General features: G+C 69.4%; 18 protein-coding genes. 9 read left to right on the top strand and 9 right to left on the bottom strand.

What is annotated here, in order from left to right; genetic code table 11:
• Positions 1-109: 109 nt before the first annotated feature.
• The 8 genes from ydiK to A9974_RS19330 all read left to right on the top strand — a co-directional run bounded on the left by ydiK (position 110) and on the right by A9974_RS19330 (position 13,171).
• Positions 110-1,216, top strand: a complete 1,107-nt coding sequence (ydiK, locus tag A9974_RS19365) for an AI-2E family transporter YdiK (RefSeq protein ID WP_183005795.1) — start codon at positions 110-112, stop codon at positions 1,214-1,216.
• A 342-nt stretch (positions 1,217-1,558) separates the two neighbouring features.
• The gene (locus A9974_RS19360) at positions 1,559-2,284 is read left to right on the top strand and encodes an RNA pseudouridine synthase (protein ID WP_183005794.1); all 726 of its coding nucleotides are present in this window, start codon (positions 1,559-1,561) and stop codon (positions 2,282-2,284) included.
• A gap of 403 nt (positions 2,285-2,687) precedes the next feature.
• Entirely contained in the window at positions 2,688-3,626 is a 939-nt protein-coding gene (locus A9974_RS19355; protein WP_183005842.1) for an LD-carboxypeptidase, read from the top strand.
• Positions 3,627-4,036: 410 nt separating this feature from the next.
• Positions 4,037-4,831 carry a transglutaminase family protein gene (locus tag A9974_RS19350; protein WP_183005793.1) on the top strand — a complete coding sequence of 265 codons (795 nt, stop codon included), beginning with the start codon at positions 4,037-4,039 and terminating at the stop codon, positions 4,829-4,831.
• A gap of 128 nt (positions 4,832-4,959) precedes the next feature.
• Positions 4,960-8,364: a transglutaminase family protein gene (locus A9974_RS19345; protein ID WP_183005792.1), complete on the top strand. Its 3,405-nt coding sequence runs from the start codon at positions 4,960-4,962 to the stop codon at positions 8,362-8,364.
• A gap of 28 nt (positions 8,365-8,392) precedes the next feature.
• Positions 8,393-10,975 carry a circularly permuted type 2 ATP-grasp protein gene (locus A9974_RS19340; RefSeq protein WP_183005791.1) on the top strand — a complete coding sequence of 861 codons (2,583 nt, stop codon included), beginning with the start codon at positions 8,393-8,395 and terminating at the stop codon, positions 10,973-10,975.
• A gap of 37 nt (positions 10,976-11,012) precedes the next feature.
• Positions 11,013-12,020, top strand: a complete 1,008-nt coding sequence (locus A9974_RS19335) for a transglutaminase family protein (protein ID WP_183005790.1) — start codon at positions 11,013-11,015, stop codon at positions 12,018-12,020.
• Entirely contained in the window at positions 12,017-13,171 is a 1,155-nt protein-coding gene (locus A9974_RS19330; protein WP_183005789.1) for a putative zinc-binding metallopeptidase, read from the top strand. Before A9974_RS19335 ends, A9974_RS19330 begins: the two co-directional genes overlap by 4 nt.
• Positions 13,172-13,241: 70 nt before the next feature.
• Here the strand turns inward: A9974_RS19330 and A9974_RS19325 are convergent, their stop codons facing one another.
• Entirely contained in the window at positions 13,242-14,132 is an 891-nt protein-coding gene (locus A9974_RS19325) for a cyclopropane-fatty-acyl-phospholipid synthase family protein (RefSeq protein WP_183005788.1), read from the bottom strand.
• 119 nt (positions 14,133-14,251) lie between these two features.
• A complete protein-coding gene (locus A9974_RS19320; protein WP_183005841.1) occupies positions 14,252-15,544 on the bottom strand; it encodes an APC family permease in 1,293 nt (430 codons plus the stop codon).
• A 261-nt stretch (positions 15,545-15,805) separates the two neighbouring features.
• Between A9974_RS19320 and A9974_RS19315 the strand changes: the two genes are divergently transcribed.
• Positions 15,806-16,771 carry a hypothetical protein gene (locus A9974_RS19315; RefSeq protein WP_183005787.1) on the top strand — a complete coding sequence of 322 codons (966 nt, stop codon included), beginning with the start codon at positions 15,806-15,808 and terminating at the stop codon, positions 16,769-16,771.
• Between the two features lie 55 nt (positions 16,772-16,826).
• Here A9974_RS19315 and A9974_RS19310 read toward each other — a convergent pair whose 3' ends face one another.
• The 7 genes from A9974_RS19310 to A9974_RS19280 all read right to left on the bottom strand — a co-directional run bounded on the left by A9974_RS19310 (position 16,827) and on the right by A9974_RS19280 (position 24,578).
• Positions 16,827-17,471 carry a helix-turn-helix domain-containing protein gene (locus A9974_RS19310; RefSeq protein WP_183005786.1) on the bottom strand — a complete coding sequence of 215 codons (645 nt, stop codon included), beginning with the start codon at positions 17,469-17,471 and terminating at the stop codon, positions 16,827-16,829.
• Between the two features lie 87 nt (positions 17,472-17,558).
• Entirely contained in the window at positions 17,559-19,013 is a 1,455-nt protein-coding gene (locus A9974_RS19305; protein WP_183005785.1) for an amidohydrolase family protein, read from the bottom strand.
• Between the two features lie 66 nt (positions 19,014-19,079).
• Complete coding sequence (locus tag A9974_RS19300) at positions 19,080-20,084, bottom strand: ABC transporter ATP-binding protein (RefSeq protein ID WP_183005784.1); 1,005 nt, start codon at positions 20,082-20,084, stop codon at positions 19,080-19,082.
• A complete protein-coding gene (locus tag A9974_RS19295) occupies positions 20,081-21,094 on the bottom strand; it encodes an ABC transporter ATP-binding protein (protein ID WP_255468236.1) in 1,014 nt (337 codons plus the stop codon). The genes A9974_RS19300 and A9974_RS19295 overlap by 4 nt, the downstream gene beginning before the upstream one ends.
• Positions 21,095-21,102: 8 nt before the next feature.
• The gene (locus A9974_RS19290) at positions 21,103-21,978 is read right to left on the bottom strand and encodes an ABC transporter permease (RefSeq protein ID WP_183005783.1); all 876 of its coding nucleotides are present in this window, start codon (positions 21,976-21,978) and stop codon (positions 21,103-21,105) included.
• Between the two features lie 13 nt (positions 21,979-21,991).
• The gene (locus A9974_RS19285; protein ID WP_183005782.1) at positions 21,992-22,927 is read right to left on the bottom strand and encodes an ABC transporter permease; all 936 of its coding nucleotides are present in this window, start codon (positions 22,925-22,927) and stop codon (positions 21,992-21,994) included.
• A 64-nt stretch (positions 22,928-22,991) separates the two neighbouring features.
• On the bottom strand, positions 22,992-24,578 hold the full coding sequence (locus A9974_RS19280) for an ABC transporter substrate-binding protein (protein ID WP_183005781.1): 1,587 nt from the start codon (positions 24,576-24,578) through the stop codon (positions 22,992-22,994).
• Between the last annotated feature and the right edge of the window lie 45 nt (positions 24,579-24,623).

Genomic DNA, 24,623 nt, shown 5'->3' with positions numbered 1-24,623 from the left:
CGCGAGGGACGCTTCATTCTGCGCCCGCGCGGGCGCCCCCGTCCAGGGGGATTTCGGATAAATTCATACACGCCCAAGGCACCTTGGGCGCCTTCGCCTGGAGCGCCGCTTGAATCCGATCCCGCGTCCGTCCTCTGATCTGCCCCGTAACCTGCTGGTCATCGTCATTCTTTCCGCCCTGATGATCGGCAGCCTGTATGTGCTGAAACCCTTTCTGTTCGGGCTGATCTGGGCGACCACCATCGTGGTGGCGACCTGGCCGGTGATGCTGGCGGTGCAGCGGCGCTGCGGCGGCAGGCGCTGGCTGGCCACGCTGGCGATGCTGCTGGTGCTGCTGGTGGTGATCGTGCTGCCGTTGTATCAGGCGATTTCGACGCTGGCGCTGCATGGCGGCGCCATCATGACCGCGATCAAGCGCCTGCCCGACTACACGCTGATGGCGCCGCCGGGCTGGGTGCAGAGCGTGCCGCTGGGCGGGCCGCGCATTGCCCAGGAATGGCAGGCGCTGGCCGATGCCGGCGCGGGCGGGCTGCTGGCGCGGCTGGAGCCTTACGTGACCATGGCCGCCAAATGGCTGCTGAGCAATGCGGCGATCGTGGGCGTGTTTGTGATGCACATGCTGATCACCATCGTCATCGCGGGCATTCTTTACTTTCAGGGCGACAAGGCGGCGCAGTTCATGCAGCGTTTCGCCAACCGCCTGGCGGGCCACCGCGGCGTGGCGGCGATTCGGCTGGCCGGCTTGTCGATCCGGGCGGTGGCGCTGGGCATCGTGGTGACGGCGGTGGTGCAGTCGGCGCTGGGCGGGCTGGGCCTGTGGATTGCGGGCGTGCCGGCGGCCGGCATCATCACGGCGCTGATGCTGATGCTGTGCCTGGCGCAGCTGGGGCCATTCCTGCCGCTGTTGGGCGGGGTGATCTGGCTGTTCCAGAACGAGATGAAGCTGGCGGCGATCCTGCTGCTGGTGTGGGCGGTGCTGGTCACCATGCTGGACAACCTGCTGCGGCCGATGCTGATCAAGCGCGGGGTGGATCTGTCGATGCTGCTGATCCTGGCCGGCGTGCTGGGCGGCATGTTCGCGTTTGGCATCGTGGGCCTGTTCATCGGCCCGGTGATCCTGGCGGTGACCTCGACGCTGCTCAAGGCCTGGGTGGACGAAGTGCCGCCGCCCGAGGACGGCGCGCCGGCCACGCTGAAGCACCCGACCGAACTGTGACGCGCAGGGCGGTTGCACCCCGGCACGCGGGGGCGATGAGGGGAGCCGGCGCTGCCGCCGCGGATCGCGCATCCGCAACCGGCACGGCCCCCTCGGACCCCGCACCCGGCGCCATCGCTGCCGGCGCGGACGTGAAGCACGCGGCAAGCGGGCGGTGCCCGCCGGCGCCGCGTCCCGGGGAAAGCGCGTAACATTCTGGCCTTGGGGCCGGCGCAAGGGCAATCTTGCGCAACAGCGCCCCGTCTACGCCTTTTCCGCAGTGTCCAAGATGACGATTTACCCGCCGATTTCCCTTCTTTTTTTCCCCGCCCCCTTTACCGTCACGCACCAGGGAGGCCGTCCATGAGCGACAGCGTCCGCCTGGCCAAGCGGCTGGCCACCGAACAATCCTGCTCGCGCGGCGATGCCGAACGCTATATCGAAGGCGGCTGGGTGGCCGTGGATGGCAAGGTCATTGAAGAGCCCGGCTTTCGGGTGGGCGCGGGCCAGACGGTGAGCCTGCTGCCCGGCGCCAAGCTGGAAGACATGCGCCCGGTGACCGTTTTGGTGCACAAGCCCGCCGGCCTGTCCGCATCGGACCCGCGGGAATCGGCGCTGAACCTGATCGTGCCCGCCAACCAGATGCCGGGCGACCGTTCGGGGCACCGCTACCTGAAGCGGATATTCAACGGCCTGAAACTGGTGACGCCGCTGGAGCGCGCGGCCAGCGGGCTGGTGGTGTACACGCAGGAATACGCCGTGGCGCGCAAGCTGGTCGAAGAGGGCCGGCACGTGGAACAGGAATACATCGCCCAGGTGCGCGGCACGCTGGATGCCGCGGGCCTGGCGCGCTTGCAGCGCGGCCTGGCCTACGAAGGCCGGGCGGCCACGCCGATGAAGGTGAGCTGGCAGAACGAAACCCACCTGCGCTTTGCACTGAAGACGCCCGCGCTGGGGTTCATTGAATACGCGTGCGATACGGCGGGCCTGCAATTGCTGGGCTTGCGCCGCCTGCGCATCGGCCGCTTGCCGATGGCGGGGTTGGCGGCGGGGCAGTGGCGTTACCGGCTGGAGTACGAGCGCTTCTAGCGCACAAGCGGGCCGCCGGGCAGGTTTGACGGCCCGGCCGGCCGCCTTGATGGGGCAAGATTCAACTTAAAGTGAATTCTCGAATAACCTCAGGTGAATTCTGGAATAGGTTGAAGTAAATTCTGGAATAAATTGAAGTTGATTCTTCGATTATTCTATAACTATCTGATAAATAACAATAATCAATCTATAAAAAGGACGTCGCATGCCCCGTTCTGCCGGCTACCCGCTGCCTGAAGTCAATCCGATACGCCGCAGCGTGTTGCGCGCGGCGGGGGCCTTGGGGTTGTCGGGCTTGACGTTGGCGGGGTGCGCGGCGCGCGCGCCGCAGCCGGCCGAAGACGGACAGCTGGCGCCGGGCGGCACGCCATCATCCAACGCCGCACCCCGCCGCGACGCGCCGGTGCCGGCATTGCGGCCCGGCGGGCAGGTGGCTATCGTGGCGCCGGCCTCGGCGGCCGATGGCGCGGCGTTCGCGGCGGCGGACTGGTTGCAAGCACGCGGCTACGAGGCCCGGATCATGCCGGCCGCGCTGACGCGCAGCGAGGCGCCGTTTGATTACCTGGCGGGCGATGACGCGGCGCGCCTGAATGATCTGCACGCGGCGTTCGCGGACCCGGCCATCGGCGCGGTGTGGTGCCTGCAAGGCGGTTTTGGCTCGTGGCGCATTGCCGGCAAGCTGGATGTCGCGCTGCTGCGCGCGCATCCCAAGCCGTTCATCGGCTACAGCGACATCACGGCGCTGCACCTGGCGATCCAGAAGCAGGCCGGATTCGTCACGTTTCACGGGCCGATGCTGGCGCAGGACATCCTGGCCGGCAAGGCCGAGCCCACCGCCAGCCATGTGCTGGCCATGATAGGCGGGCAGATCGGGCAGGGCGCGTGGATCGAGGCGCCCCCGGACACGTACCCGGTGGCGCTGGCCCCCGGCACGGCAACGGGCCGGCTGGTGGGCGGCAACCTGGCGCTGATCGCGGCCACCATCGGCTCGCGCCACGAGATCGCCACGCGCGATGCGATTCTATTCATCGAGGACGTCAACGAGGCGCTGCCGCGCATCGACCGGCTGCTGTCGCAATTGCGCGCCGCGGGCAAATTCGACCGCATCAAGGGCGTACTGGCGGGCAATTTCACCCGCCTGGGCCTGCCGGGCGGCGACGCCATGGGCCAGAGCCAGCTGTTTCCGCTGTTGCAGGAGCACTTCCAGGCGCGCGGCATTCCGGTGCTGGCGGCCTGGCCCAGCGGCCATGGCGACCCCAACCTGACGCTGCCGCTGGGCGCGCTGGTCACGCTGGATACCGAGCGCCGCGGCCTGCGGCTGGAGCAGCCGGTCGCGGTGTAGGCCGGCCGCGGGCCAGTCGCTGGCCCAACGTGCGGTGTAGGCCAGTCGCGGGCCAGTCGCTGGCCCGACGTGGGGTGCAGGCCGGTTACGGGCCACGCGCTGGCCCAACGTGGGGGGTAGGCCGGCCGCGAGCCAGGTGCCGGCCCGACATGGCGCGCCGTGCTCGCACCGGCGTGGTGCGCAATGGCACGGGCCATGGCAGTATTTTCACTCGCCGCACCGGTCTGGCGGCGGCGTTCCCCCCATAAATCCACCCCTCACTCCCGCAATCCGCGTGCCCGGCCCGCCCTGGCACGCGAGTTGCTAGCAGTATCGTCACAGACGGCCAGCAAGATAGGCGCCGCTCCCTGAGCGCAACCACACCGGCCGCTGATGCACAGAGCCCGCGTGATCTTGGAAAGGAGACGTTCGTGAAGCATCTCGTCAAGCACGTTACGCGTTACCGCTATGCCGCGCCGGTCAGCTACAGCATCCAGACCTTGCGGCTGACGCCCCGGTTGGACGAGCACCAGCGCGCCTTGCGGTGGCAGATCCAGGCGCCGGGCGACATCCAGGCCCAGGTCGATGCCTACGGCAATGTCGCCCACACGCTGATCCTGAACCGGCGCCACAGCGAGGTGGAAATACAGGTCACCGGCCAGGTCGAGATCGAGCCGCTGTCGCAAGGCCACGTCGGCCCGGAAGACCACCGCTTGCCGGTGCACGTGTATTGCGTGCCGACCGCGCTGACCCACGGCGATGAGGCCGTGCGCGGCTTCTCGGGCCGGGTGCTGCCGCGGGGGTTGGCCACCCCGCAAGACGCCTTGTCGCTGGCCGAGGCCATCTGCGATAGGGTGGTTTTTGCGGCCGACGCGGCGGACGACGCCCCCGGCGCGGCCCAGGTGCTGGCGCTGGGGCGGGGCGGCAGCCGCGACCAGGCCCACCTGTTCCTGGCTTGCGCCCGCGTCTGCGGCACGCCGGCGCGCTACGTCAGCGGCTATCTGTACACCCGTGAAGACCAAGCGGTGGCGCATGCCTGGGCCGACATCTGGCTGCCCGAGCTGGGCTGGATCAGCGTGGACGTGACCCATTGCCGTTTCGCTTCGGACAGCCATTGCCGGCTGGCGGTGGCGCGCGACCATGATTCGGCGTCGCCGGTGCGTTGGCTGCACGGGCAGGGCGCCGGCATGTCGACCCAGATTTCCGTGCAGATGCAGGCCAGCTGACGGCACAATGGGCGCTAGCGGCCGGCGCGCAGCCGGTTCGTCGCCATCCGCCGGCCTGCCGCATTGCGCCGTTCACATTCCTTGGCCCCGCCATCAAGGCCCCGTTTGCCCCGTCCCCGGAGAAGGCAGTGACGATCCACGTAGCGCTCAAGCATGTGACGCAGTACCGATACGACCGGCTGGTGGGGCTGTCCGCCCAGGTGCTGCGGCTGCGGCCGGCGCCGCACAGCCGCACGCCGATCCTGTCGTACTCGCTGACGATCGAGCCGGAAAACCATTTCATCAACTGGCAGCAGGACCCGTTCGCCAACTACCTGGCGCGGCTGAACTTCCCGGACAAGACCCGCGAGTTCAAGATCACGGTGGATCTGGTCGCCGAAATGGCGGTCTACAACCCGTTCGACTTTTTTCTGGAGCCCAGCGCCGAGGAATTTCCGTTCGACTATGACGACGGGCTGGCGCGCGAGCTGGCGCCCTACCGGGTGCGGCAGGAGGCGACGCCGCGCTTTACCGATTTCCTGGGGCGGGTCGACAAGCGGCCGCAGCGCACCGTGGATTTCCTGGTGGGCCTGAACCGCCAGCTCCACCAGGAAATCAAGTACCTGATCCGCATGGAGCCGGGCGTACAGACGCCCGAGGTAACGCTGACCCGCAACGCCGGCTCGTGCCGCGATTCGGCCTGGCTGCTGGTGCAGGCGCTGCGGCATCTGGGGTTGGCGGCCCGTTTCGTGTCCGGTTACCTGATCCAGCTCAAGCCGGACGTGGCGGCGCTGGACGGCCCGAGCGGGGCACAGGCCGATTTCACGGACCTGCACGCGTGGTGCGAGGTCTATCTGCCCGGCGCGGGCTGGATCGGGCTGGACCCGACCTCGGGCCTGTTGGCCGGCGAGGGGCATATTCCATTGGCGGCGACGCCCGAGCCCGGCAGCGCCGCCCCGGTGACGGGCGCCGTGGACGAGGCCGAGGTCGAATTCACCCACACCATGGAAGTCACGCGCATTTTCGAATCGCCGCGCGTGACCAAGCCCTACACCGACAGCCAGTGGCAGGCCATCCGCGACCTGGGCCTGCACATCGACGACCATCTGGACCAGATGGACGTGCGCCTGACCATGGGCGGCGAACCGACCTTCGTGTCCACCGAGGACCGCGACGGCGCCGAATGGAACACGGCCGCGCTGGGCCCGAGCAAGCGCGGCTATGCGGTGGCCTTGCTGAACCGGCTGCGCGAACGCTACGGCGCCAATGGCTTTCTGCATTTCGGCCAGGGCAAGTGGTACCCGGGCGAGCAATTGCCGCGCTGGGCGCTGTCGATCTACTGGCGCGAAGACGGCCAGGCCTGCTGGCAGGACCCGGCGCTGTTCGCCGATGAACGGCAGCGCAGCAAGTACGACGCCACCGACGCGCGGCGCTTCATGGGCCAGCTGTGCGCGCGGCTGGGGCTGGGCGACGAGTACATCGTGCCGGGCTACGAGGACGTGTTCTATTACCTGTGGCGCGAGCGCCGGCTGCCGGTCAACGTGGACCCGTTCGATTCGCGGCTGGACGACGACATGGAGCGCGCGCGCCTGCACCGCGTGTTCGAGGCCAGACTGGACAGCGTGACGGGCTATGCGCTGCCGGTGCGGCGCGGCGATGGGCCGGAGCTGGACGGACCGGCCTGGGTGTCGGGCCCGTGGTTCCTGCGCGATGAACGCATGTACCTGTTCCCTGGCGATTCACCCATGGGCTACCGGCTGCCGCTGGATTCGCTGCCCTGGGTGGCCGAGGGCGACGCGCCGGTGCTGCTGGAGCGCGATCCGTTCGAGGCGCGGCGCGCCTTGCCGGTGGCCGCGCCATGGCGGATGCAGCCGTCTCCGGGCGCGGCGCTGCGCCCGGCGGCCGGCAATGACGGCCAGGGCGCTGCCCGGGGCAACGGCCTGACCGGCGCCGGCCACGCGGGCGGCGCCACGGGCCCGACGGGGTCGGGCGACCCGGCCGGCCGCAGCCCCGACAAGTTCGAGTCCGCCGCCTGGATCACCCGCACCGCGCTGTGTGTCGAGGCCCGCAACGGCGTGCTGTACATCTTCATGCCGCCGTTGCAGCGCCTGGAGGACTACCTGGACCTGGTCACCCAGGTCGAGGCCACGGCCCGCGACCTGTCGGTGAAGATCGTGATGGAAGGCTACCCGCCGCCGCGCGATCCGCGCCTGAAGGTGCTGCAGGTCACCCCCGACCCGGGCGTGATCGAAGTGAATATCCACCCGGCCGCCAACTGGGCCGAACTGGTCGACCATACCGAGTTCCTGTACCAGGCCGCCTTCGAGACGCGCCTGTCGACCGAAAAATTCATGGCCGACGGCCGCCACACCGGCACGGGCGGGGGCAACCACTTCGTGCTGGGCGGCAAGACGCCGGCCGACAGCCCGTTCCTGCGGCGTCCGGACGTACTGGCCAGCCTGCTGGCGTACTGGGTGAACCATCCGTCCTTGTCCTATCTGTTTTCGGGGCTGTTCATCGGCCCGACCAGCCAGGCGCCGCGCATCGACGAGGCCCGCAACGACCAGGTCTACGAGCTGGAGCTGGCTTTCCAGGAAATCCACAAGCGCGTCCAGCAGCAGGGCGCCCAGGTGCCGCCCTGGATGGTGGACCGGGCGCTGCGCAATATTCTGGTGGATGTCACCGGCAATACCCACCGGTCCGAGTTCTGCATCGACAAGCTGTATTCCCCGGACGGCCCCACGGGGCGGCTGGGCCTGCTGGAACTGCGCGCCTTTGAAATGCCGCCGCATGCCCGCATGAGCCTGGCCCAGCAACTGCTGCTGCGCGGGCTGGTGGCGCATTTCTGGAAAACGCCCTATACCGCGAGCCTGACGCGCTGGGGCACCGAGCTGCACGACCGCTTTCTGCTGCCCGCTTTCGTGCGCATGGATTTCGAGGACGTGCTGACGGATCTGAACCAGGCCGGCTACGCCTTCGACCCGGCCTGGTTCGCGCCGCACTTCGAGTTTCGCTTCCCGCTGTTCGGCGACGTGGCCGCGCGCGGCATCCACCTGGAACTGCGCGGCGCGCTGGAGCCCTGGCATGTGATGGGCGAGGAAAGCGCGTCGGCCGGCGCGGTGCGCTACGTGGATTCGTCGCTGGAGCGCCTGGAAGTCCGGGTCAGCGGGCTGAACGGCAGCCGCCACGTGGTCACCGTCAATGGCCGCACGCTGCCGTTGCAGCCTACCGGCCGGGTCGGCGAATACGTGGCCGGGGTGCGCTACAAGGCCTGGTCGCCGCCGTCGGCGCTGCATCCGACCATCCGCGTGCATGTGCCGCTGACCTTCGACATCGTCGATACCTGGAACCAGCGGTCGCTGGGTGGCTGCCGCTACCACGTGGCGCATCCGGGCGGCTTGAACCCGGAATCGTTCCCCATCAACGCCTACGAGGCCGAAAGCCGGCGCCTGGCCCGCTTTGAGCGGCTCGGCCATACGCCAGGCCGGCTGGACCCGGCCCCGGCCAAGCCCAGCCGGGAATTTCCGTTCTCGTTGGATTTAAGGCACGATTGACGTCTCTGGTCACCCGATTCCTTCGCGCATGCCGCAATTTCTTTTCCAGACGGACCCGTCGCAAGACGCCGTCTCGCTGGCGGTCCACGCCGCCCTGGCCGCCCGGCCGGGGCATTACGACGAACTGCGGGCGCCGGCGGACGCCCCGGGCGCCACCCGGCTGCGCGATCCCTGGCCGCGGTTCTTCGAGCTGCTGGGCACCGACGGCTTTGCCGACCTGGACCGCCGCGCCGACGGAGTGGCCCGCCAGATCCGCGAAAACGGCATTACGTACAACATCTACGCCGACGCCGACGGTCCGACCCGGCCGTGGTCGCTGGACCTGCTGCCGTTCATCATCGATGAAGCCGACTGGGCGACCATCGAGCAGGGGCTGAGCCAGCGGGCCGGCCTGTTGAACCGGCTGCTGGCCGATGTGTACGGCACCCAGGATCTGCTGCGCGAAAAACTGCTGCCTCCGGCCCTGGTGCAGGGGCATCCGGGCTACCTGCGGCCGCTGCGCGGCTATTTGCCGCCGGGCGGCACCTACCTGCACATCGCCGCGTTCGACCTGGCCCGCGCCAGCGACGGCGGCTGGCGGGTGGTGTCGCAGCGCACCCAGGCGCCGTCGGGCCTGGGCTACCTGCTGGAAAACCGCCTGACCGTATCCGGCCTGTTTCCCGAGGCCTTCAAGGAATTGCGGGTGCAGCACCTGGCCAGCAGCTACCGCCACCTGATGGACATGCTGTACCGCCTGAGTCCGGCGGCGGCGCCAGGCGCGGCGCGCATCGTGCTGCTGACGCCCGGGCCGTATAACGAAACCTATTTTGAGCAGACCTACCTGGCGCGCTATCTGGGTGTGACCCTGGTGGAAGGCAGCGACCTGGTGGTGCGCGAGAACCACTTGTTCCTGAAGACGCTGCACGGGCTGGAACGGGTGCATGCGGTGCTGCGGCGGCTGGACGACGATTTCTGCGATCCGCTGGAGCTGCGTTCGGATTCCACGCTGGGCGTGCCCGGGCTGCTGCAGGTGATGCGGGCCGGCAACGTGCTGGTGGCCAATTCACTGGGTGCGAGCTTCCTGGAGTCACCCGCCATCAATGGTTTCCTGCCGGCGATCAGCCGCTATCTGCTGGGCCAGGAGCTGTTGCTGCCGTCGCTGCCGTCGTGGTGGTGCGGCGAGGCCGCGGCGCGCGAACAGGTGCTGGCGGACCTGCCCGGGGCGGTGGTCAAGGCCACGTATCCGGGGCACCTGCGCGGCGGTTTCGAGCCGGTGATCGGCGGCGCGGTGTCGCCGGCCGAGCGCGACGCGCTGCGGGCCCGCATTGCCGAGCAGCCGGACGCCTACACCATCCAGCAATACCTGCCGCTGTCGCAGGCCCCCACCTGGAGCGTGGGCCACATCGTGCCGCGCGCGGCCATGCTGCGGGTCTTTGCCATTGCCGACGGGGCGGGGGGCTGGCACGTGCTGCCGGGCGGGCTGACCCGCATCGCCAGCCGCGAGCAGCAGATCGTGTCGATGCAGCGCGGCGGCAGCAGCATGGACACCTGGGTCACCACCCGGGGCGCGGTCGATACGTTTTCGATGCTGCCGGCCAAGCTGCGGCCCGAGGACCTGGCGCGCAGCCACCGGCCGGTATCCAGCCGGGCGGCCGAAAACCTGTTCTGGATGGGCCGCTATACCGAGCGCGCCGAAAACGACGTGCGCCTGGCGCAGGTGACGCTGGCCTGGCTGAACAGCGACGACGACAATGCCCGCGATCTGTTCGAGGCGGTGTCGGCGCTGTGCCGCCGCAGCGGCCTGATGCCGCCGGCGGCCACCTTGTCGGTACGCATGTTCGAACACACCCTGGTGGCCGAGCTGGCCGAGGGCGGCAACGGGCTGGCGCGCAACCTGGACGCGCTGGCCTACGCCGCCGGCCAGATCCGCGACCGGCTGTCGCCCGATCACTGGCGGCTGGTGGTGACGGCCGCTGCCTGCCTGGACGGCCTGGCCGCCGGTTCCCAGGGCGCCGAGGACGACGCGCCGGTGTCCGCCCCGGACCTGTTGCCCGCGCTCAAACGCCTGGGCACGCAGTTGTCGGCCATCACGGGGTCGCAGACCGACCGCATGACCCGCGACGATGGCTGGCGCCTGTTGACGCTGGGCCGGCAACTGGAACGGCTATGCGCCATGTCCCATCTGCTGGGCGCGCTGTTCCAGCGCAATGCGGTGCTGGGCGATAGCGCCTTTGGGTTGCTGCTGGACCTGTTCGACAGCACGATTACCTACCGCGCCAATTATCCCGGCCGCCAGGAAATTCCGGCCTTGCTGAACCTGCTGGTGCTGGAGCCGGCCAATCCCCGCTCCATCATCTGCGTGCTGGGCGTGCTGCGCAAGGAACTGGCGCGCCTGCCGGGTGCGGCCGATGGTCCGGCGGCCGCGCTGGCCGACCTGCTGCCCGTGCTGGATGACGACGGCGCGCCGGGCACGGCGCTTGCGGCCCTGTGCGAGCGCGATGGCCAGGGCCGCTACCAGGCCTTGCTGGACCTGTCCACGCGCCTGGATGCCGCCGCCACCGCGCTGTCCAATGAAATCAGCCGGCGCTATTTCAGCCACGCGGCCGGCCGCGACCAGACGCTGACGGCGTAGCGCCGATGCTGATATCCAATGACCCGGGACCGCCGCCATGACCTTGCCTGTTTCGCCCGTTTTGCCCCAGCCGCCGCCGCTTGACGCCAGTCCAGCGGCCGCTGCGTGCCAGACGCTGGGTGTGGAGCACGTGACCGCCTATCGCTATGAAGCGCCGGTCGAACTGGCCCATCACCTGTGCTACCTGCGGCCATTGCAGGACGATAGTCAGCAGGTGGACGGCTACACGCTGGACATCAGCCCCGCGCCGGCCGACTATGCCGAATCGCTGGACGTCTTTGGCAACCGCCGCGCCACCTTCGCCTTGTATGCGCCGCACGAGGCGCTGACGGTGCGCGCGGCCAGCCAGGTCACGGTGCGGCCGCGTTTTGACGGGCTGGATCCGGCGGCCAGCGCGCCCTGGGAAGCCGCCGCCGAGCGCCTGCGCTACGACGCGGGCGCCGACTACGCGCCCGAAGGCGAGTTCGTGTTTCCGTCGCCCTACGTGCCGCTGCACGGCGAACTGCGCGACTACGCCCTGGCATCGTTCACGCCGGGCCGGCCGGTCGCGCTGGCCGCGATCGACCTGATGCGGCGTATCCACCGCGACTTCACCTACGACCCGGCCCATACCCAGGTGTCCACCCCGATCCTGGACGCCTTTCGCCAGCGGGCGGGCGTGTGCCAGGATTTCGCGCACGTGATGATCGGCTGCCTGCGGGCCATTGGCCTGCCGGCGCGCTATGTCAGCGGTTACCTGATGTCGCAGCCGCCGCCAGGCCGGCCGCGATTGATCGGCGCCGACGCGTCGCACGCCTGGGTGTCGGTCCATTGCCTGGGCCTGGCGGTCAACGGCGGCTGGCTGGACCTGGACCCGACCAACGACGTGGTGCCCGGTGTGTCGCACGTGATCCTGGCGCAGGGCCGCGACTATGGCGACGTGACGCCGCTGCGCGGGGTGATCCGCGGCGGCGGGCATGAACTGAGCGTGCAGGTCACCGTGGCGCCGCTGGCGGAATTCCCGTCGGAGCCGGCGCCGCCCTTGTTTCCGGAGCCCGATGCATGAGCTATTTCTTCGAGGCCCTGGGCCGCCAGCTGACCGCGCCCAACCGCCAACGCCAACGCCAACGGCAGCGCCACGCCCGGGCCAAGGCGTTCCAGTGCGTCTGCGGGCAGCAGATATTCTTTGGCAACACCGAATGCCTGAATTGCCACCGCGCGCTGGGCTTTGACCCCAAGCGCGGCCACGTGCTGGCGCTGGACCCTGGCAAGACCGAGGGCATCTGGGCCGAAGCCGGGCGGGTGCGGGGCAGGGCCTTCAAGCGCTGCGGCAACTTCGCCACGCCGGCGCTGTGCAACTGGTTGCTGCCGGCCACGTCCCGCGACTCGCTGTGCCTGGCCTGCAGCCTGAACCGCACCATTCCCGATCTGTCGGTGCCCGAGAACGGCCCGCTGTGGTTCAAGGTCGAGGCCGCCAAGCGCCAGCTGATCGCGCAGCTGATGACCCTGGGGCTGCCGATCCGGCGTTCGCAGGCGCCCGGCGACGGCGGGCTGGCGTTTGACCTGCTGGCCCCGGGCGCGGACGGCAAGCCGCTCTTGACGGGCCACAACCAGGGGCTGATCACCATCAACATCCTGGAAGCCGACGACGCCTACCGGGTGCAGGTGCGCGAAGCCATGCGTGAACCTTACCGCACGCTGCTGGGGCATTTCCGCCATGAGATCGGCCATTTCTACTGGGATCAGCTGGTGGCCGGCGGCCCGTGGCTGGAACCCTTTCGCCAGTTGTTCGGCGACGAACGGGCGGACTACGCCCAGGCGCTGCAACGCAACTACGAACAAGGCCCGCCCGCCGATTGGGCGCTGCGCTTCATCAGCACGTACGCGTCCTGCCACCCCTGGGAGGACTGGGCCGAAACCTGGGCCCATTACCTGCACATGATGGACACGCTGGACACGGCCATCAGCTTTGGCGTGACGCGCATGGCGGTGGAGCAGGCCTACGAGCCGTTTACCCGGGTGTCGCTGTACGACCAGGACGACCCCGAAGGCCAGGGCTTCCTGGACCTGGTCAACGCCTGGGTGGCGCTGACCGGGGTGCTCAACGAGCTGTCGCGCAGCATGGGCCAGCGCGATTTCTACCCCTTCGTGCTGCCTGGCGCGGTGGTGGGCAAGCTGCAGTTCGTGCACCGGGTGGTCAAGGGCGCGGCGGGCTGATCGCGGACGCCGCGCCCGGGCGGCAACCCGCCCCGGGGCGGCGCCCGCCGGTCGCGACGGGACGGCGGCATCAGATCCGCTTGGCCGACCACTCGCCCTTGCCGGCAGCGCTGCCGCGGATGGTCGTGCCGTTCACTTCGCCCGTGTAGCGCACGCCATCGGCCGTGAACGAGATCTTGCGGCCGTCCATGCGGGCGTCCGAGATATTGCTGGCGCCGAGCTTGCCCGACAGCATTTGGTACTGCTGTTCCAGCCGCAGCGTCTTGCCGGCCACGTCCCATTTGCCGTCGACCTTGGCCGGCACGATCCACAGCAGCGCGTTGCAGTAGGTCTGGCAGGCCTCGGTGATGGTTTCGGAGGCGTCCGGTTCCCAGTCGCCCATGCGGAAGGTGTTGGACACGATGCGGGTGCCGGGCTCCAGCTGCAGCAGCTTGGGCCGCAGCTTCTCGTTGATGGTCGACAACAGGAACATGGTGATGACGTTGGCCTGCGACAGATCGGTCTGGAACAGGTCCGCTACCTCGAAGCTGGCGCGGCTGGACACCCCGGCCTTGGCGGCGTTGCCGCGCGACAGGGCCACCAGGTCGGGGTTGTATTCGATGCCCTTGGCGGTCAGGCCGCGCTGGGCGGCGGTGATGACCAGGCGGCCGTCGCCCGAGCCCAGGTCCATCAGGCGGTCCTGCGGCGTGACGGCGGCCATGTCCAGCATCTTGTCCACCAGGGTCTGGGGCGTGGGTACCCAGATGACGTCCTTGCCGTCCTGGCCGACGTCGGGCACGTAGCCGTCCGGCTTGGCCTCGGGGGTGGCAGCGACCGCCGCCGCCGGCTTGACCGGCACGGCGGCGGCGGGGCCGGCGGCGCGGGCCTCGTTCAGCACGGCCAGGGATAAGGCCAGGACGAGCGCCGACGCCATGACAGCCCGGCGGCGGACGGGCGAAAGAACAGCTTGGGCACGTTGCATGGTGAAGACTCCTTGTATTGAGGGAAAGCGAAGCGGTGACCGGCGTTCAACCCGGACGTCCCGTCAGCAGATGCAAGCGCAGACGGATGAGCAGACGGATGAGCAGATGCATGGCTGCCTCATTCAGGCGCCCGCATTCCCGCAGGCTTGAGCAGGCGCAACATCGGCACGCCGGCGGCCAGCACGGCCAGGCCGATCAGCGCGCCGGCGCCGGCATAGGCCGCGCTGGAATACACCAGCCCGGCGCAGGCCAGCGCCAGCAGCGCCGGGGTCAGCGGATACAGCGGCACGCGGAAAGGCCGCGGGCGGTCGGGGTCCAGCTGGCGCAGCCGCCAGACCGAGGCCGCCACCAGCAGCATGAACAGCCAGAACACCGGCGCGGTATAGGCCACCATGGCCTGCACGCTGTTCTGGCTGAAGGCGCCCACCGCCAGCAGGGCCAGCGTGATGGCGCCTTGCGCCAGCAGCGCGCTGACCGGGGTTTCGTTGCGTGCGCTCCAGCCGCCCAGCGCCCGCAGGCGCGGCACGTCGCGGCCCAGCGCGTAGTACACCCGGGCGCCGGTGATGATGGTGCCGTTGATGGTGCTCAGGGCCGTGGCGCAAATGACCAGGCTGAGCAGGGCGGCGGCGTAGGGGCCGGCCGCCAGCTGCATGACGGCCGCGCCCAGGGCAGGCGTGTCGCGCAGGCCCTGCAGGCCGAACAGTTCCAGCAAGGCCAGGTTGGTGAGCAGGTAGGCGCCGGTCACCACCGCCGTGCCGATCAGCAGCACGCGCGCCATGTTGCGGCCAGGGTTGCGCAGCTCGCCGCTGAGGTAGGCCGCTTCGTTCCAGCCGCCGTAGGTGAGCAGCACGAACACCATGCCCATGCCCATCAACCCGGCGGCGTTGCCCGTCAGCGGCGCGGGCGCGGGGGCGGCGGGGGACTGGGTGAACAGGGCGGCGGTCAGCACGGCCGCCAGCGCCGCCAGCGTCAGCATCGTGAACAGCCACTGCAAGCGCTTGGAATGGCGCGTGCCGGCCATGTTCAAGGCGGTCAGGAAAACGACGGATGTCGCCGCATGCGCCGTCGCGCCATGGGCGCCCAGCGGCAACAGCTGCTGCGCGTAGTCGCCATAGATGAAGGCCACCACGGCGATCGCACCGGTCTGGATCACGGTGCAGCGCGCCCAGGCAAAGAGCAATCCCACCCGCGGCCCCCAGGCCCGCGACAGATACAGGTATTCGCCGCCCGCGCCGGGATAGGCCGCCCCCAGCTCCGCGTAGCACAGCGCGCCCACCAGCATCACCAGGCCGCCCGCGCACCAGAACGCCAGGTACATCGCCTCGGACGCGGCGTGCTGCGCGACCAGGGGCGGAAAACCGAAGATGCCGATGCCGATCACCACGCCGACCAGCACCACGGTAGCGTCCATCACCGACAGGCCGGGTGGCCCCAGCGCCTGGGTTGCCGCGGCGCCGCCCCGCGCGCCGGCTGTGCTGGAGCTGGGGCGCAGGGGGCGGCTGTCAGGCGGCATGGAAGTCTCCCGGTAGGGCGCCGCGCGGACACGCGGCGAGCCAGGCGCAATGCCTGACAATTTGCTGAATACAGAGGGACCGCTGCGGAAGAAAGAAAGTTTCTACGGGATTTCCCGTAGGGGTGGCCAATCGTGTCGCGGGGCGCTAGGCTGGCGGCCATGAATGCATCGCAGCCTTTACCGAGTTCCTGGCGCCGTTCGCGCGGTCCGTCCCACGTATTGCGGCTTGCCGCCCTGGGCGCCTTGCTGTCGGCGGCACTGCCGGCGTCGGCCTGGGCCCAGGCCGCGCCGGCAGCGGCCGCCACGATCGCGTCGGAACCGGCGACAGTTGCGGCGCCTGGGCTCACGCCCGGGATGGCCAAGCCGGCTGGCTCCGCGCCGCACCGGTTCACCGGTTACCGGCCGTTCTACGAATCGCTGGGCGGCAACCTGTTTGCCGGTGACGGCACGGCCTTGGCACAGGCGTGCACGGACACGCCGCGCCGCTGCCTGTGGGTCAACGCCATGTCCGTGGCGGTACGGCGCTTCGAGGCGACCGGCTGGATCGCGCCGGGAGAACTGGAGATGGACCCGCCCAAAGGGACGCCGGGCATCGGTTTTGACGGCACGTCGCTGTCGATCGGCGAGCGGCGCTGGCGGCTGGGCCAAGGCACCGACCTGGCCGCCGGCAGTGCCGTGACGCCTGCCGCCGCCACCCAGGGCAAAGCGGACGCCCAACCGCGCGGCATTGCCGCCGTGGACCCGGAGAACCTGGCCCAGGTGACTGTCTGGCGCCGCGCGGGATGGGCCTGCGTCGAACTGCACTTCAACACCAGCGGCCGGGGCGGGCGCTACCCGCAGGTACTGGTGGCGCAAGGCGCGCGCCTGTATGCCTTGCCGCGGCTGTTCTCGGCCTGCGCGGCGGTGCGCGACGCGCAGGGGCAGCGGTTCAGCTATCCGGCGAACATGTACCTGGGAACGGGTGGCGAGGCCGAGCCGAGCGGCTTGCAGGTGGACTACTTGCTGTCCGACGGCAAGACCCGCGAGGCCCGCTACACGTTGCGCTATCCCCAGCCAGAGAACGTATTTGTCTTTGAAGTCGTCCCGGGCGCGGCCGCAGGCCGAGGCGGCCAGGCCGGGCGTTGAGGCCGCGCATTGCGCCGGGGCCGTGCGTCCCGCGCCGCCCGCGCTGCCCGGGCGGCTATTTGGCGTGCCGCGCCGGCTTGATGCGCGAGGGCACGTCTTCCAGGTCGCTGCACACCGCCAGCACCTCGGCCGGCTGCTTGCTGAGCGACAGGTACACGTGGCCGATGCCGCTGTCGAAGTAGGCCGATTCCAGCTTGTCCAGCACCACGCTGTCGCCGTTCTCGAACTGGATACGCACCTTGCCCGAGAGCACCAGTGCGAATTCCTGGCCAGGGTGGCGGATGTAGTCCTCGAATTCCACCACTTCGCGCGCGTCGATCAGCGCGACCATGGGCATCATCTTCTTGCCCGGGTATTCGCCCATCAGCAGGCGGTAGTGGTAGTTGTCGGTGACGTAGTCGCGTGCGTCGCGCAGCGTGTTCTTCACGAAGGTCGGCGCCTGGGCCGCCTGCGCGGCGTCGCGCAGCATGAACATGCGCGTCATGTCGATGCCCAGCGCGCGGGCCAGCGCGGCGAATTTTTCGTAGCTCAGGGCGATCTGCCCCAGCTCGGCCTTGGACAGGGTCGACACCGCGATGCCGCTGGCCTGGGAGAGCGCCTGCAGCGTCATTTTCCGGGCCTTGCGCTCGGCGCGCAGGCGGGCGCCCATTTCTTCCTTGCCCACGATTTCGGGCGGCGGCGTATTGCGGGGTGGGGCCATGGAGCGGTCTGGCGTCTAGGGTTGGAGGAAACACCGCGGGGCCCGCAAGCCCCGCAGCGTAGGCCGGATTGTAAAGGCTGGCTCGGCTCAGGCGGCGCCGCGGGCCAGCACCCGGCCCGCGTGCTGGCCGGTGAAGGCCTGGTCCTGCCAGGCTGCCACGCCGTTGACGTAGACCGAATGGATGCCCGCCGCGCGCTCGGTGGGCCGCTCGAACGTGGCCGTGTCGGCGATCGTGGCGGGGTTGAACACCACCAGGTCGGCGAAGTAGCCCGGCTGCAACTGGCCGCGGTCGGCCAGGCCAAAGCGGGCGGCGGTCAGCCCGGTCATCTTCCAGACGGCGGTTTCCAGCGGGAACAGGCCGAGGTCGCGGGCGTAATGGCCCAGCACGCGCGGGAAGGTGCTCCACAGGCGGGGGTGGGGGCGCTCGTCATGCGGCAGGCCGTCGGACCCGATCATGGTGGGGCCGAACGCCAGGATGCGCTGCACGTCGGGCTCGTCCATCATGAAGTAGATGGCGCCGGCCGGTTGCAGCTCGGGCACCACGTCGTATTTGGACTTGCCGCGCTCGGCGGCCACCTCGTCCAGGTCGCGCCCGCTCAGTTCGGGAAAGGGCTTGCACCAGGTGATGACGGTGCGCCCGGCCAGCAGCACGCGGTCCTGCTTGAGCATGGTGGACCCGGCGACATAGGGGTAGGCGTCCAGCGACACGTCCTGCCGGGCCATGGCGGCCTCGATCAGCGGCAGCGTCTCGCGCGAGCGGCCGAAGTTGGGCTGGCCCATCACCTTGTGGTGCGAGATCACGACGGGCACGGCCAGTTCGCGGCCGATGCGGAAGGTCTCTTCCAGTGCCGGCACGATGTGCTCGCCTTCGTCGCGCATATGCGTGGCGTACAGGCCGCCGTGGGTGCTGAGCGGGCGGCAGACCTCGATGATCTCTTCGGTGGTGGCGTGCGCGGCGGGCGGGTAGAACGTGCCGGTGGAAATGCCGATGGCGCCGCTGGCCATGGCTTCTTCGGCCAGCGCCCGCATGGCGTCGATTTCCGCGGGGCTGGCGGCGCGATGCAGGTCTGGCATGACCGCGGCGCGCAGGGTCGAATGGCCGACCATGCAGGCGGCGTTGACCGCCGGGGGCGTGGCGCGCAGGGCCGCCAGGTAGTCGGCGAAGCGCTCGAAGCGGTACGAGCCGCCTTCGTCCAGCAGGTCCAGCGGCGGGGGCGGAGTGGCGTGCGCCAGCGGCGCCAGGCTGATGCCGCAATTGCCGGTGATGACCGTGGTGACGCCCTGCGAGATCTTGGGTGTCATGTGGCGGTGCTTGAGCAGGTAGTTGTCGTCGTGGGTGTGCGAATCGATGAAGCCGGGCGCCACCACCATGCCCGCCACATCGATGCGCTGGCGCGCGGCGGCGCCGGCCAGGTCGCCGATGGCGGCGATGCGGTCGCCGATCAGGCCAACGTCGGCGCGCCGGCCGGGGCTGTTGCTGCCGTCGATGACGGTGCCGCCGGCAAGGATCAGATCAAAGGGCTGGGTGTCGAGTCGGGTCATGCGGTTCTCCAGCGAAAGCAGGGGGGATGCGGCGCAAGGCGTAAAGGGGCAAGGCCGGGGCGCCGGTCACGGGGGCGGGCCAGCAAAATGGCAGGCGACCTCCTGGTCCGGTCCCACCACGCGCGATGCGGGCGTTTCCGCCGCGCAGCGCGCCTGGGCCATCGGGCAGCGGGTGCGGAACGCGCAGCCGGACGGCGGCGACAGTGGGCTGGGAATCTCGCCCTTGAGCACGGCCACGGGGGCGCGTTCGCCCCGGCGGGCCGAGGGCACGGCGGCCAGCAGCGCGCGGGTGTAGGGGTGGGCGGGCCGGTTGAACACCGCATCGCGGCTGCCGGTTTCGACGATCTTGCCCAGGTACATCACCGCGACGCGGTGGCTGATGTGGCGCACCACGCTCAGATCGTGCGAGATGAACACATAGGTAAGCCCCAGGTCGCGCTGCAGGTCCATCAGCAGGTTGATCACCTGCGCCTGCACCGACACGTCCAGCGCCGACACGGGCTCGTCGCAGACGATCAGGCCCGGGTCCAGCGCCAGGGCCCGCGCGATCACGATGCGCTGGCGCTGGCCGCCCGAGAACTCGTGCGGATAGCGTTCGGCCGCATCGGGCCGCAGGCTGACGCGCGCCAGCAACTGCGCCACGCGTTCGCGGATCGCCTCGCGACCGTGGCCGAAATTGCGCAGCGGTTCGCCGATGATGTCGCGCACCCGCATGCGCGGGTTCATCGACGAAAACGGGTCCTGGAAGATGAACTGCATGCGCTGGCGCATGGCGCGAAGCGCGCGGCTATCCATGGCGGCCAGGTCCGCGCCTTCCAGCAGGATGCGGCCTTCGGTGGGGTCGGTCAGGCGGATCAGGCACTTGCCGGTGGTGGACTTGCCGCAACCGGATTCGCCCACCAGGCTGAGCGTCTGGCCGCGCGCGACCGACAGCGACACGCCGTCCACCGCGCGCAGCACACGGCCGCCCGCCACGGGGAAGTGCTTCTTCAGGCCTTCCACCTGCAGCATCGGCGGCGCCGACGCGGGCAGGGCGGTGGCCGACGGAAAGGGAGCATCATGCAGGTTCATCGCGCATCTCCAGGCTGCATCGCCGCCGGTTCGTCCAGGCGGGCCCAGCACCAGACGCGGTGGCGGGTGCCGGCCGCGACCTCGGGCGGCGCGTCGTCGGTGCAGCGCGGCAGGGCCTGCGGGCAGCGCGCCGAAAAGGCGCACCCGCGCGAATCGGGCGTCATCACCGGCACGATGCCGGGCAATTCGGCCAGCCGCGCGGTGTGGTCCTGGCCGTCGACAAAATCGGGCAGCGACCGGATCAGCGCCTGGGTGTAGGGATGGGCCGCGTGGTCCAGCACGTCGTCGACGCTGCCTTCCTCGACCTTGCGTCCGGCGTACATCACGATGACGCGCTGGCACATCTGCGCCACCACGCCCAGGTCGTGGGTGATCAGCACGATGGCCGTGCCCAGCCGCGCCTGGATGTCGCGCAGCAGATGCAGGATCTGCGCCTGGATGGTGACGTCCAGCGCGGTGGTGGGCTCGTCGGCGATCAGTACCTTGGGCTGGCAGGCCAGCGCCATTGCGATCATGGCGCGCTGGCGCATGCCGCCGGACAGCTGATAGGGATACTCGCGCACGCGGCGGGCGGGGTCGGATATCTGTACCAGTTCCAGTAATGCCTCGGCCTGTTTCAGGGCTTCCCGCTTGGACAGCCCCTGATGCAGCATGAGCGATTCGCTGATCTGCCGGCCCACCGTGAACACGGGGTTCAGCGACGTCATCGGCTCCTGGAAGATCATCGACACCTGGTTGCCGCGGATCGACCGCATGGCTTTCTCGGGCAGCGCGAGCAGGTCGCGGCCTTCGAAGTCGACGCGGCCGCGCGCCACGCGCCCCGGGGCGCGCAGCAGCCGCATGATGGACAGCGACGTGACGCTCTTGCCGCAGCCGGATTCGCCCACCAGGCCCAGGGTCTCGCCCGGCATCAGGTCGAACGACAGGCCGTCCACGGCGACCACCGTGGTGTCATCGCCGTCGAAACAGGTGGTCAGGTCGTGCACTTGCAATACGGGATCGGATGGCATGCGCGCTCCTAGATTTTCTTGGCCAGGCGCGGATCGAGCATGTCGCGCAGCCCGTCGCCCACCAGGTTGACGGCCAGCACGGCCACGCCCAGGAACAGGCCCGGATACAGGATGATGTGAAACGCCACCGCCACGAAATTGCGGCCTTCGGCCATGATGTTGCCCCAGCTGGGGATGTGCGGCGGAATGCCCACGCCCAGAAAGCTCAGCACCGCTTCGGTCAGGATGGCCGAGGCGGCGATGAAGGTGGCCTGCACCATCAGCGGCGCGAACAGGTTGGGCAGGATGTGGCGCAGCAGGATCGCCGGCACCCGCGTGCCCGCGGCCACTGCAGCCTCGATATAGGGTTGCTCGCGAATCGTCAGCACCAGCGCGCGCACCAGCCGCACCACCCGCGGAATCTCGGGCACGACGATGGCCACGATCACGGTGCCCAGGCCGCCTTTCAGGGTGGCCATCAGCGCAATCGCCAGCAGCACGCCGGGAATGGCCATCAGGCCGTCCATGATGCGCATGATCAGCGCGTCCAGGCGGCGGAAATACCCGGCCAGCATGCCCAGGAGCACGCCGCCCGCGGTGGCCGCCAGGGCCACGATGACGCCGACCAGCAGCGACACCCGCGCGCCCCACACGGTGCGCGAATACACGTCGCGGCCCAGCGCGTCGGTGCCGAACAGGTGTTCGGCCGACGGCGGCTTCATGCGCGCCATGGGGTTGATGTCCTGCGGGTCGACGGTGGCCAGCCAGGGCGCGGCCAGCGCCATCAGGGCCAGGGCCAGCAGGATGGCGCAGCCGAGGTACAGCATGGGATGGCGCCGCAACGACCGGGCGGCGCGGCGCCAGCGCGGACGGGCCGTGGCCAGGGGCAGGGTAGCGGTGGTCATGGATAGCCCCTTTTCAGTAGCGGATACGCGGGTCGAACAAGCGGTAGCTCAGGTCGACCAGCAGGTTGATCAGCACATAGATGCCCGAGGCCACCAGCAGCACGCCCTGGATCACCGGGTAGTCGTGGCGCAGCACCGCGTCGATGGTCAGCCGCCCCAGGCCCGGGATGGCGAACACGGTTTCCGTGACCACCACGCCGCCGATCAGGAGCGCCACGCCCACGCCGATGGTGGTGACGATGGGGTTGGCCGCGTTCTTGAGCGCATGCCAGACGATGGGGCCGGCGGACAGGCCCTTGGCGCGGGCGGTGCGGATGTAGTCTTCGGACAGCGCTTCGAGCATGGTGGCGCGCGTCATGCGCGTCAGCAGCGCGATATAGACCAGGCCCAGCGACAGGCAGGGCAGCACCAGGTGCCGCAGATAGGGCACCAGCCCATCCGCCAGCGGCTTGTAGCCCTGCACCGGCAGCCAGCCCAGCTTGATCGAAAAGCCATACACCAGGCAGTAGCCGATCAGGAATACCGGCACCGAGAATGCGCAGACCGCGCCCACCATCACCAGCCGGTCCAGCAGCCGCCCGGCGTTCCAGGCGGCCAGCACGCCCAGCGGCACCGCCGCCAGCACCGCGAACAGCATGGTGAAGGCGGCGATGGACAGCGTCGGCCCCATGCGCTGGCCGATCAGTTGCGCCACCGGCATCTGGGTCGCGATGGACGTGCCCAGGTCGCCCGTGGCCAGGTGTCCCAGCCAGATGGCGAACTGCTGCGGCAGCGGCTTGTCCAGGCCCAGGTTCTGGCGGATCTTTTCGACGTCGTCGGCGGTGGCGTTGTCGCCCGCGATCACCGCCGCCGGATCGCCGGACGACAGGTGGATCAACATGAACACCACGACCGCGACCACGGCCATGACGGGTATGACGGCCGCGATGCGGCGCAGAATGTATTTCACGGTGCTATCCCCCTTGCGGCCGGCCGGGGCGCACCGGGCGCCCCGCCGGCCGGTTCCCTGGCCGCTACGGCTTTTCGACGTTCCACATCACGGGGATGCCGGTCTTCATCAGCTCGGTGTGCGTCAGGCCGCGCACGGCCGAGACCGGCTTGAATTCGCCCCACATCACGTACGGCACCGTCTGGTAGGCGCGCGCCTGCAACTGCGCGGCAATCTCTTTGCGCCTGGCCGGATCGGTTTCCTGGATCCATTGGGTGCGCAGGGTGTCCAGCTCTTTGTCGCAGGGCCAGCCAGGCAGGCTGTTGCCGCAGGCGGCCGACAGCCAGGGGTTCGTCACCGGCGTGCTGGCGTCGTAATAGCCGCCCCAGGTCAGGAACACGTTCCAGCCGCCTTGCGCGGGCGGGTCCTTCTTCAGGCGCCGCGCGGCCAGCGAGGCCCAGTCCATGGATTGCAGGTCGACATTGATGCCGGCCTTTTTCATGTTCTGCGCCATCACCATCACCGCCGGGGCGCTGATGTGGTCGGTGGGGTACAGCAGCACTACCTTTTCCCCCTGGTAGCCGGCCTCTTGCAGCAGTTGCCTGGCGCGGGCCAGGTCCGTCCTGGCGTACGGCGCGGCGCCGGCATCGGTGGCCAGGGGCGAGCCGCAGATGTACAGCGTGGGGCAGTAGTCCACGCGGTATTTCTCGGGGTAGCCGATGGCCGACACCATTTCCTTCTGGTTCACCAGGTAGTACAGCGCCTGGCGCGCCTGCGGCTTGTCGAAGGGCGGGTGCAGCGCATTGACGATGACCATGCCTTGCGAGGCGACCGACGTGCTCAGCGTGATGTCGGGGTTGCTTTCCAGCACCGGCAGGAAGTCGGGCGTGGTCTGCTCGATCATGTCGACTTCGTTGTTCATCAGCGCCGCGGTGGCGGTGTTGCCGTCGGGGATGTAGACCCATTCGACCCGGTCGACCTTGACCACCTTGCCGCCCGCCAGTCCGTCGGCCGGTTCGGCGCGCGGCACGTAGGCCGGGTTTTTCACGTACACCACCTTGTTGCCCGGCACCCATTCGTCGCGCTTGAACAGGAACGGGCCCGAGCCGACCATCTCCGTCACCTGGGTGTTCGGGTCCGTCAGCGCCAGGCGCTTGGGCATGATGAACGGCGGCATGCCCGACGGCTTGGCCAGTGCGTCCAGCACCAGGCCGAAGGGCTGCTTGAGCGTCAGCGAAAAGGTGTCCGCGCCGGTGGCGGCCAGTTCGGCGCCGGCCGCCATCAGCGCCTGGCCCAGGGTGTCCTTCTTGGCCCAGCGCTGCAGCGACGCTACGCAGTCCTCGGCCGTGACCGGCGTGCCGTCGTTGAACTTCAGGCCCGGGCGCAGGGTGAAGGTCCAGCTTTTGCCGTCGGGCGACGTGGTCCAGCTCTCGACCATCTGCGGCTTGGGCTGGCCATGGCTGTCCTGCGCGAACAGGGTGTCGAACACCATGTAGCCGTGGTTGCGCGTGATGTAGGCGGTGTTGAACAGCGGGTCCAGCGTCTTCAGGTCGGCGTGCGGCACCATCCGCAGCGTCTTGGGTTTGGCGGCCTGGGCCTGGGCCTGCGGCGCCGCGGCGGCGCCCAGGGCCAGCAGCGCGGCCGCGCCCAGCAGGCTGAAACGTTTCATCATGGTCATCCCCTTGGTCTTTGCCGCCGCCTGCGTGGGCGGCGAGTT

This window comes from Achromobacter sp. UMC71, assembly GCF_014170305.1.
GTDB lineage: Bacteria > Pseudomonadota > Gammaproteobacteria > Burkholderiales > Burkholderiaceae_B > Achromobacter.
This window is presented reverse-complemented; position numbering and strand designations above follow the sequence as displayed.

Bases quoted from the DNA above. Each gene is read 5' to 3' on its own strand.
- A9974_RS19340 (WP_183005791.1), top strand. From the start codon at position 8,393: ATGCCGCAATTTCTTTTCCAGACGGACCCGTCGCAAGACGCCGTCTCG.
- A9974_RS19310 (WP_183005786.1), bottom strand. From the start codon at position 17,471: ATGGCCCCACCCCGCAATACGCCGCCGCCCGAAATCGTGGGCAAGGAA.
- A9974_RS19290 (WP_183005783.1), bottom strand. From the start codon at position 21,978: ATGACCACCGCTACCCTGCCCCTGGCCACGGCCCGTCCGCGCTGGCGC.
- A9974_RS19280 (WP_183005781.1), bottom strand. From the start codon at position 24,578: ATGATGAAACGTTTCAGCCTGCTGGGCGCGGCCGCGCTGCTGGCCCTG.
- A9974_RS19335 (WP_183005790.1), top strand. From the start codon at position 11,013: ATGACCTTGCCTGTTTCGCCCGTTTTGCCCCAGCCGCCGCCGCTTGAC.
- A9974_RS19330 (WP_183005789.1), top strand. From the start codon at position 12,017: ATGAGCTATTTCTTCGAGGCCCTGGGCCGCCAGCTGACCGCGCCCAAC.
- A9974_RS19320 (WP_183005841.1), bottom strand. From the start codon at position 15,544: ATGGACGCTACCGTGGTGCTGGTCGGCGTGGTGATCGGCATCGGCATC.
- A9974_RS19295 (WP_255468236.1), bottom strand. From the start codon at position 21,094: ATGCCATCCGATCCCGTATTGCAAGTGCACGACCTGACCACCTGTTTC.
- A9974_RS19325 (WP_183005788.1), bottom strand. From the start codon at position 14,132: ATGCAACGTGCCCAAGCTGTTCTTTCGCCCGTCCGCCGCCGGGCTGTC.
- A9974_RS19305 (WP_183005785.1), bottom strand. From the start codon at position 19,013: ATGACCCGACTCGACACCCAGCCCTTTGATCTGATCCTTGCCGGCGGC.
- A9974_RS19300 (WP_183005784.1), bottom strand. From the start codon at position 20,084: ATGAACCTGCATGATGCTCCCTTTCCGTCGGCCACCGCCCTGCCCGCG.
- A9974_RS19360 (WP_183005794.1), top strand. From the start codon at position 1,559: ATGAGCGACAGCGTCCGCCTGGCCAAGCGGCTGGCCACCGAACAATCC.
- A9974_RS19315 (WP_183005787.1), top strand. From the start codon at position 15,806: ATGAATGCATCGCAGCCTTTACCGAGTTCCTGGCGCCGTTCGCGCGGT.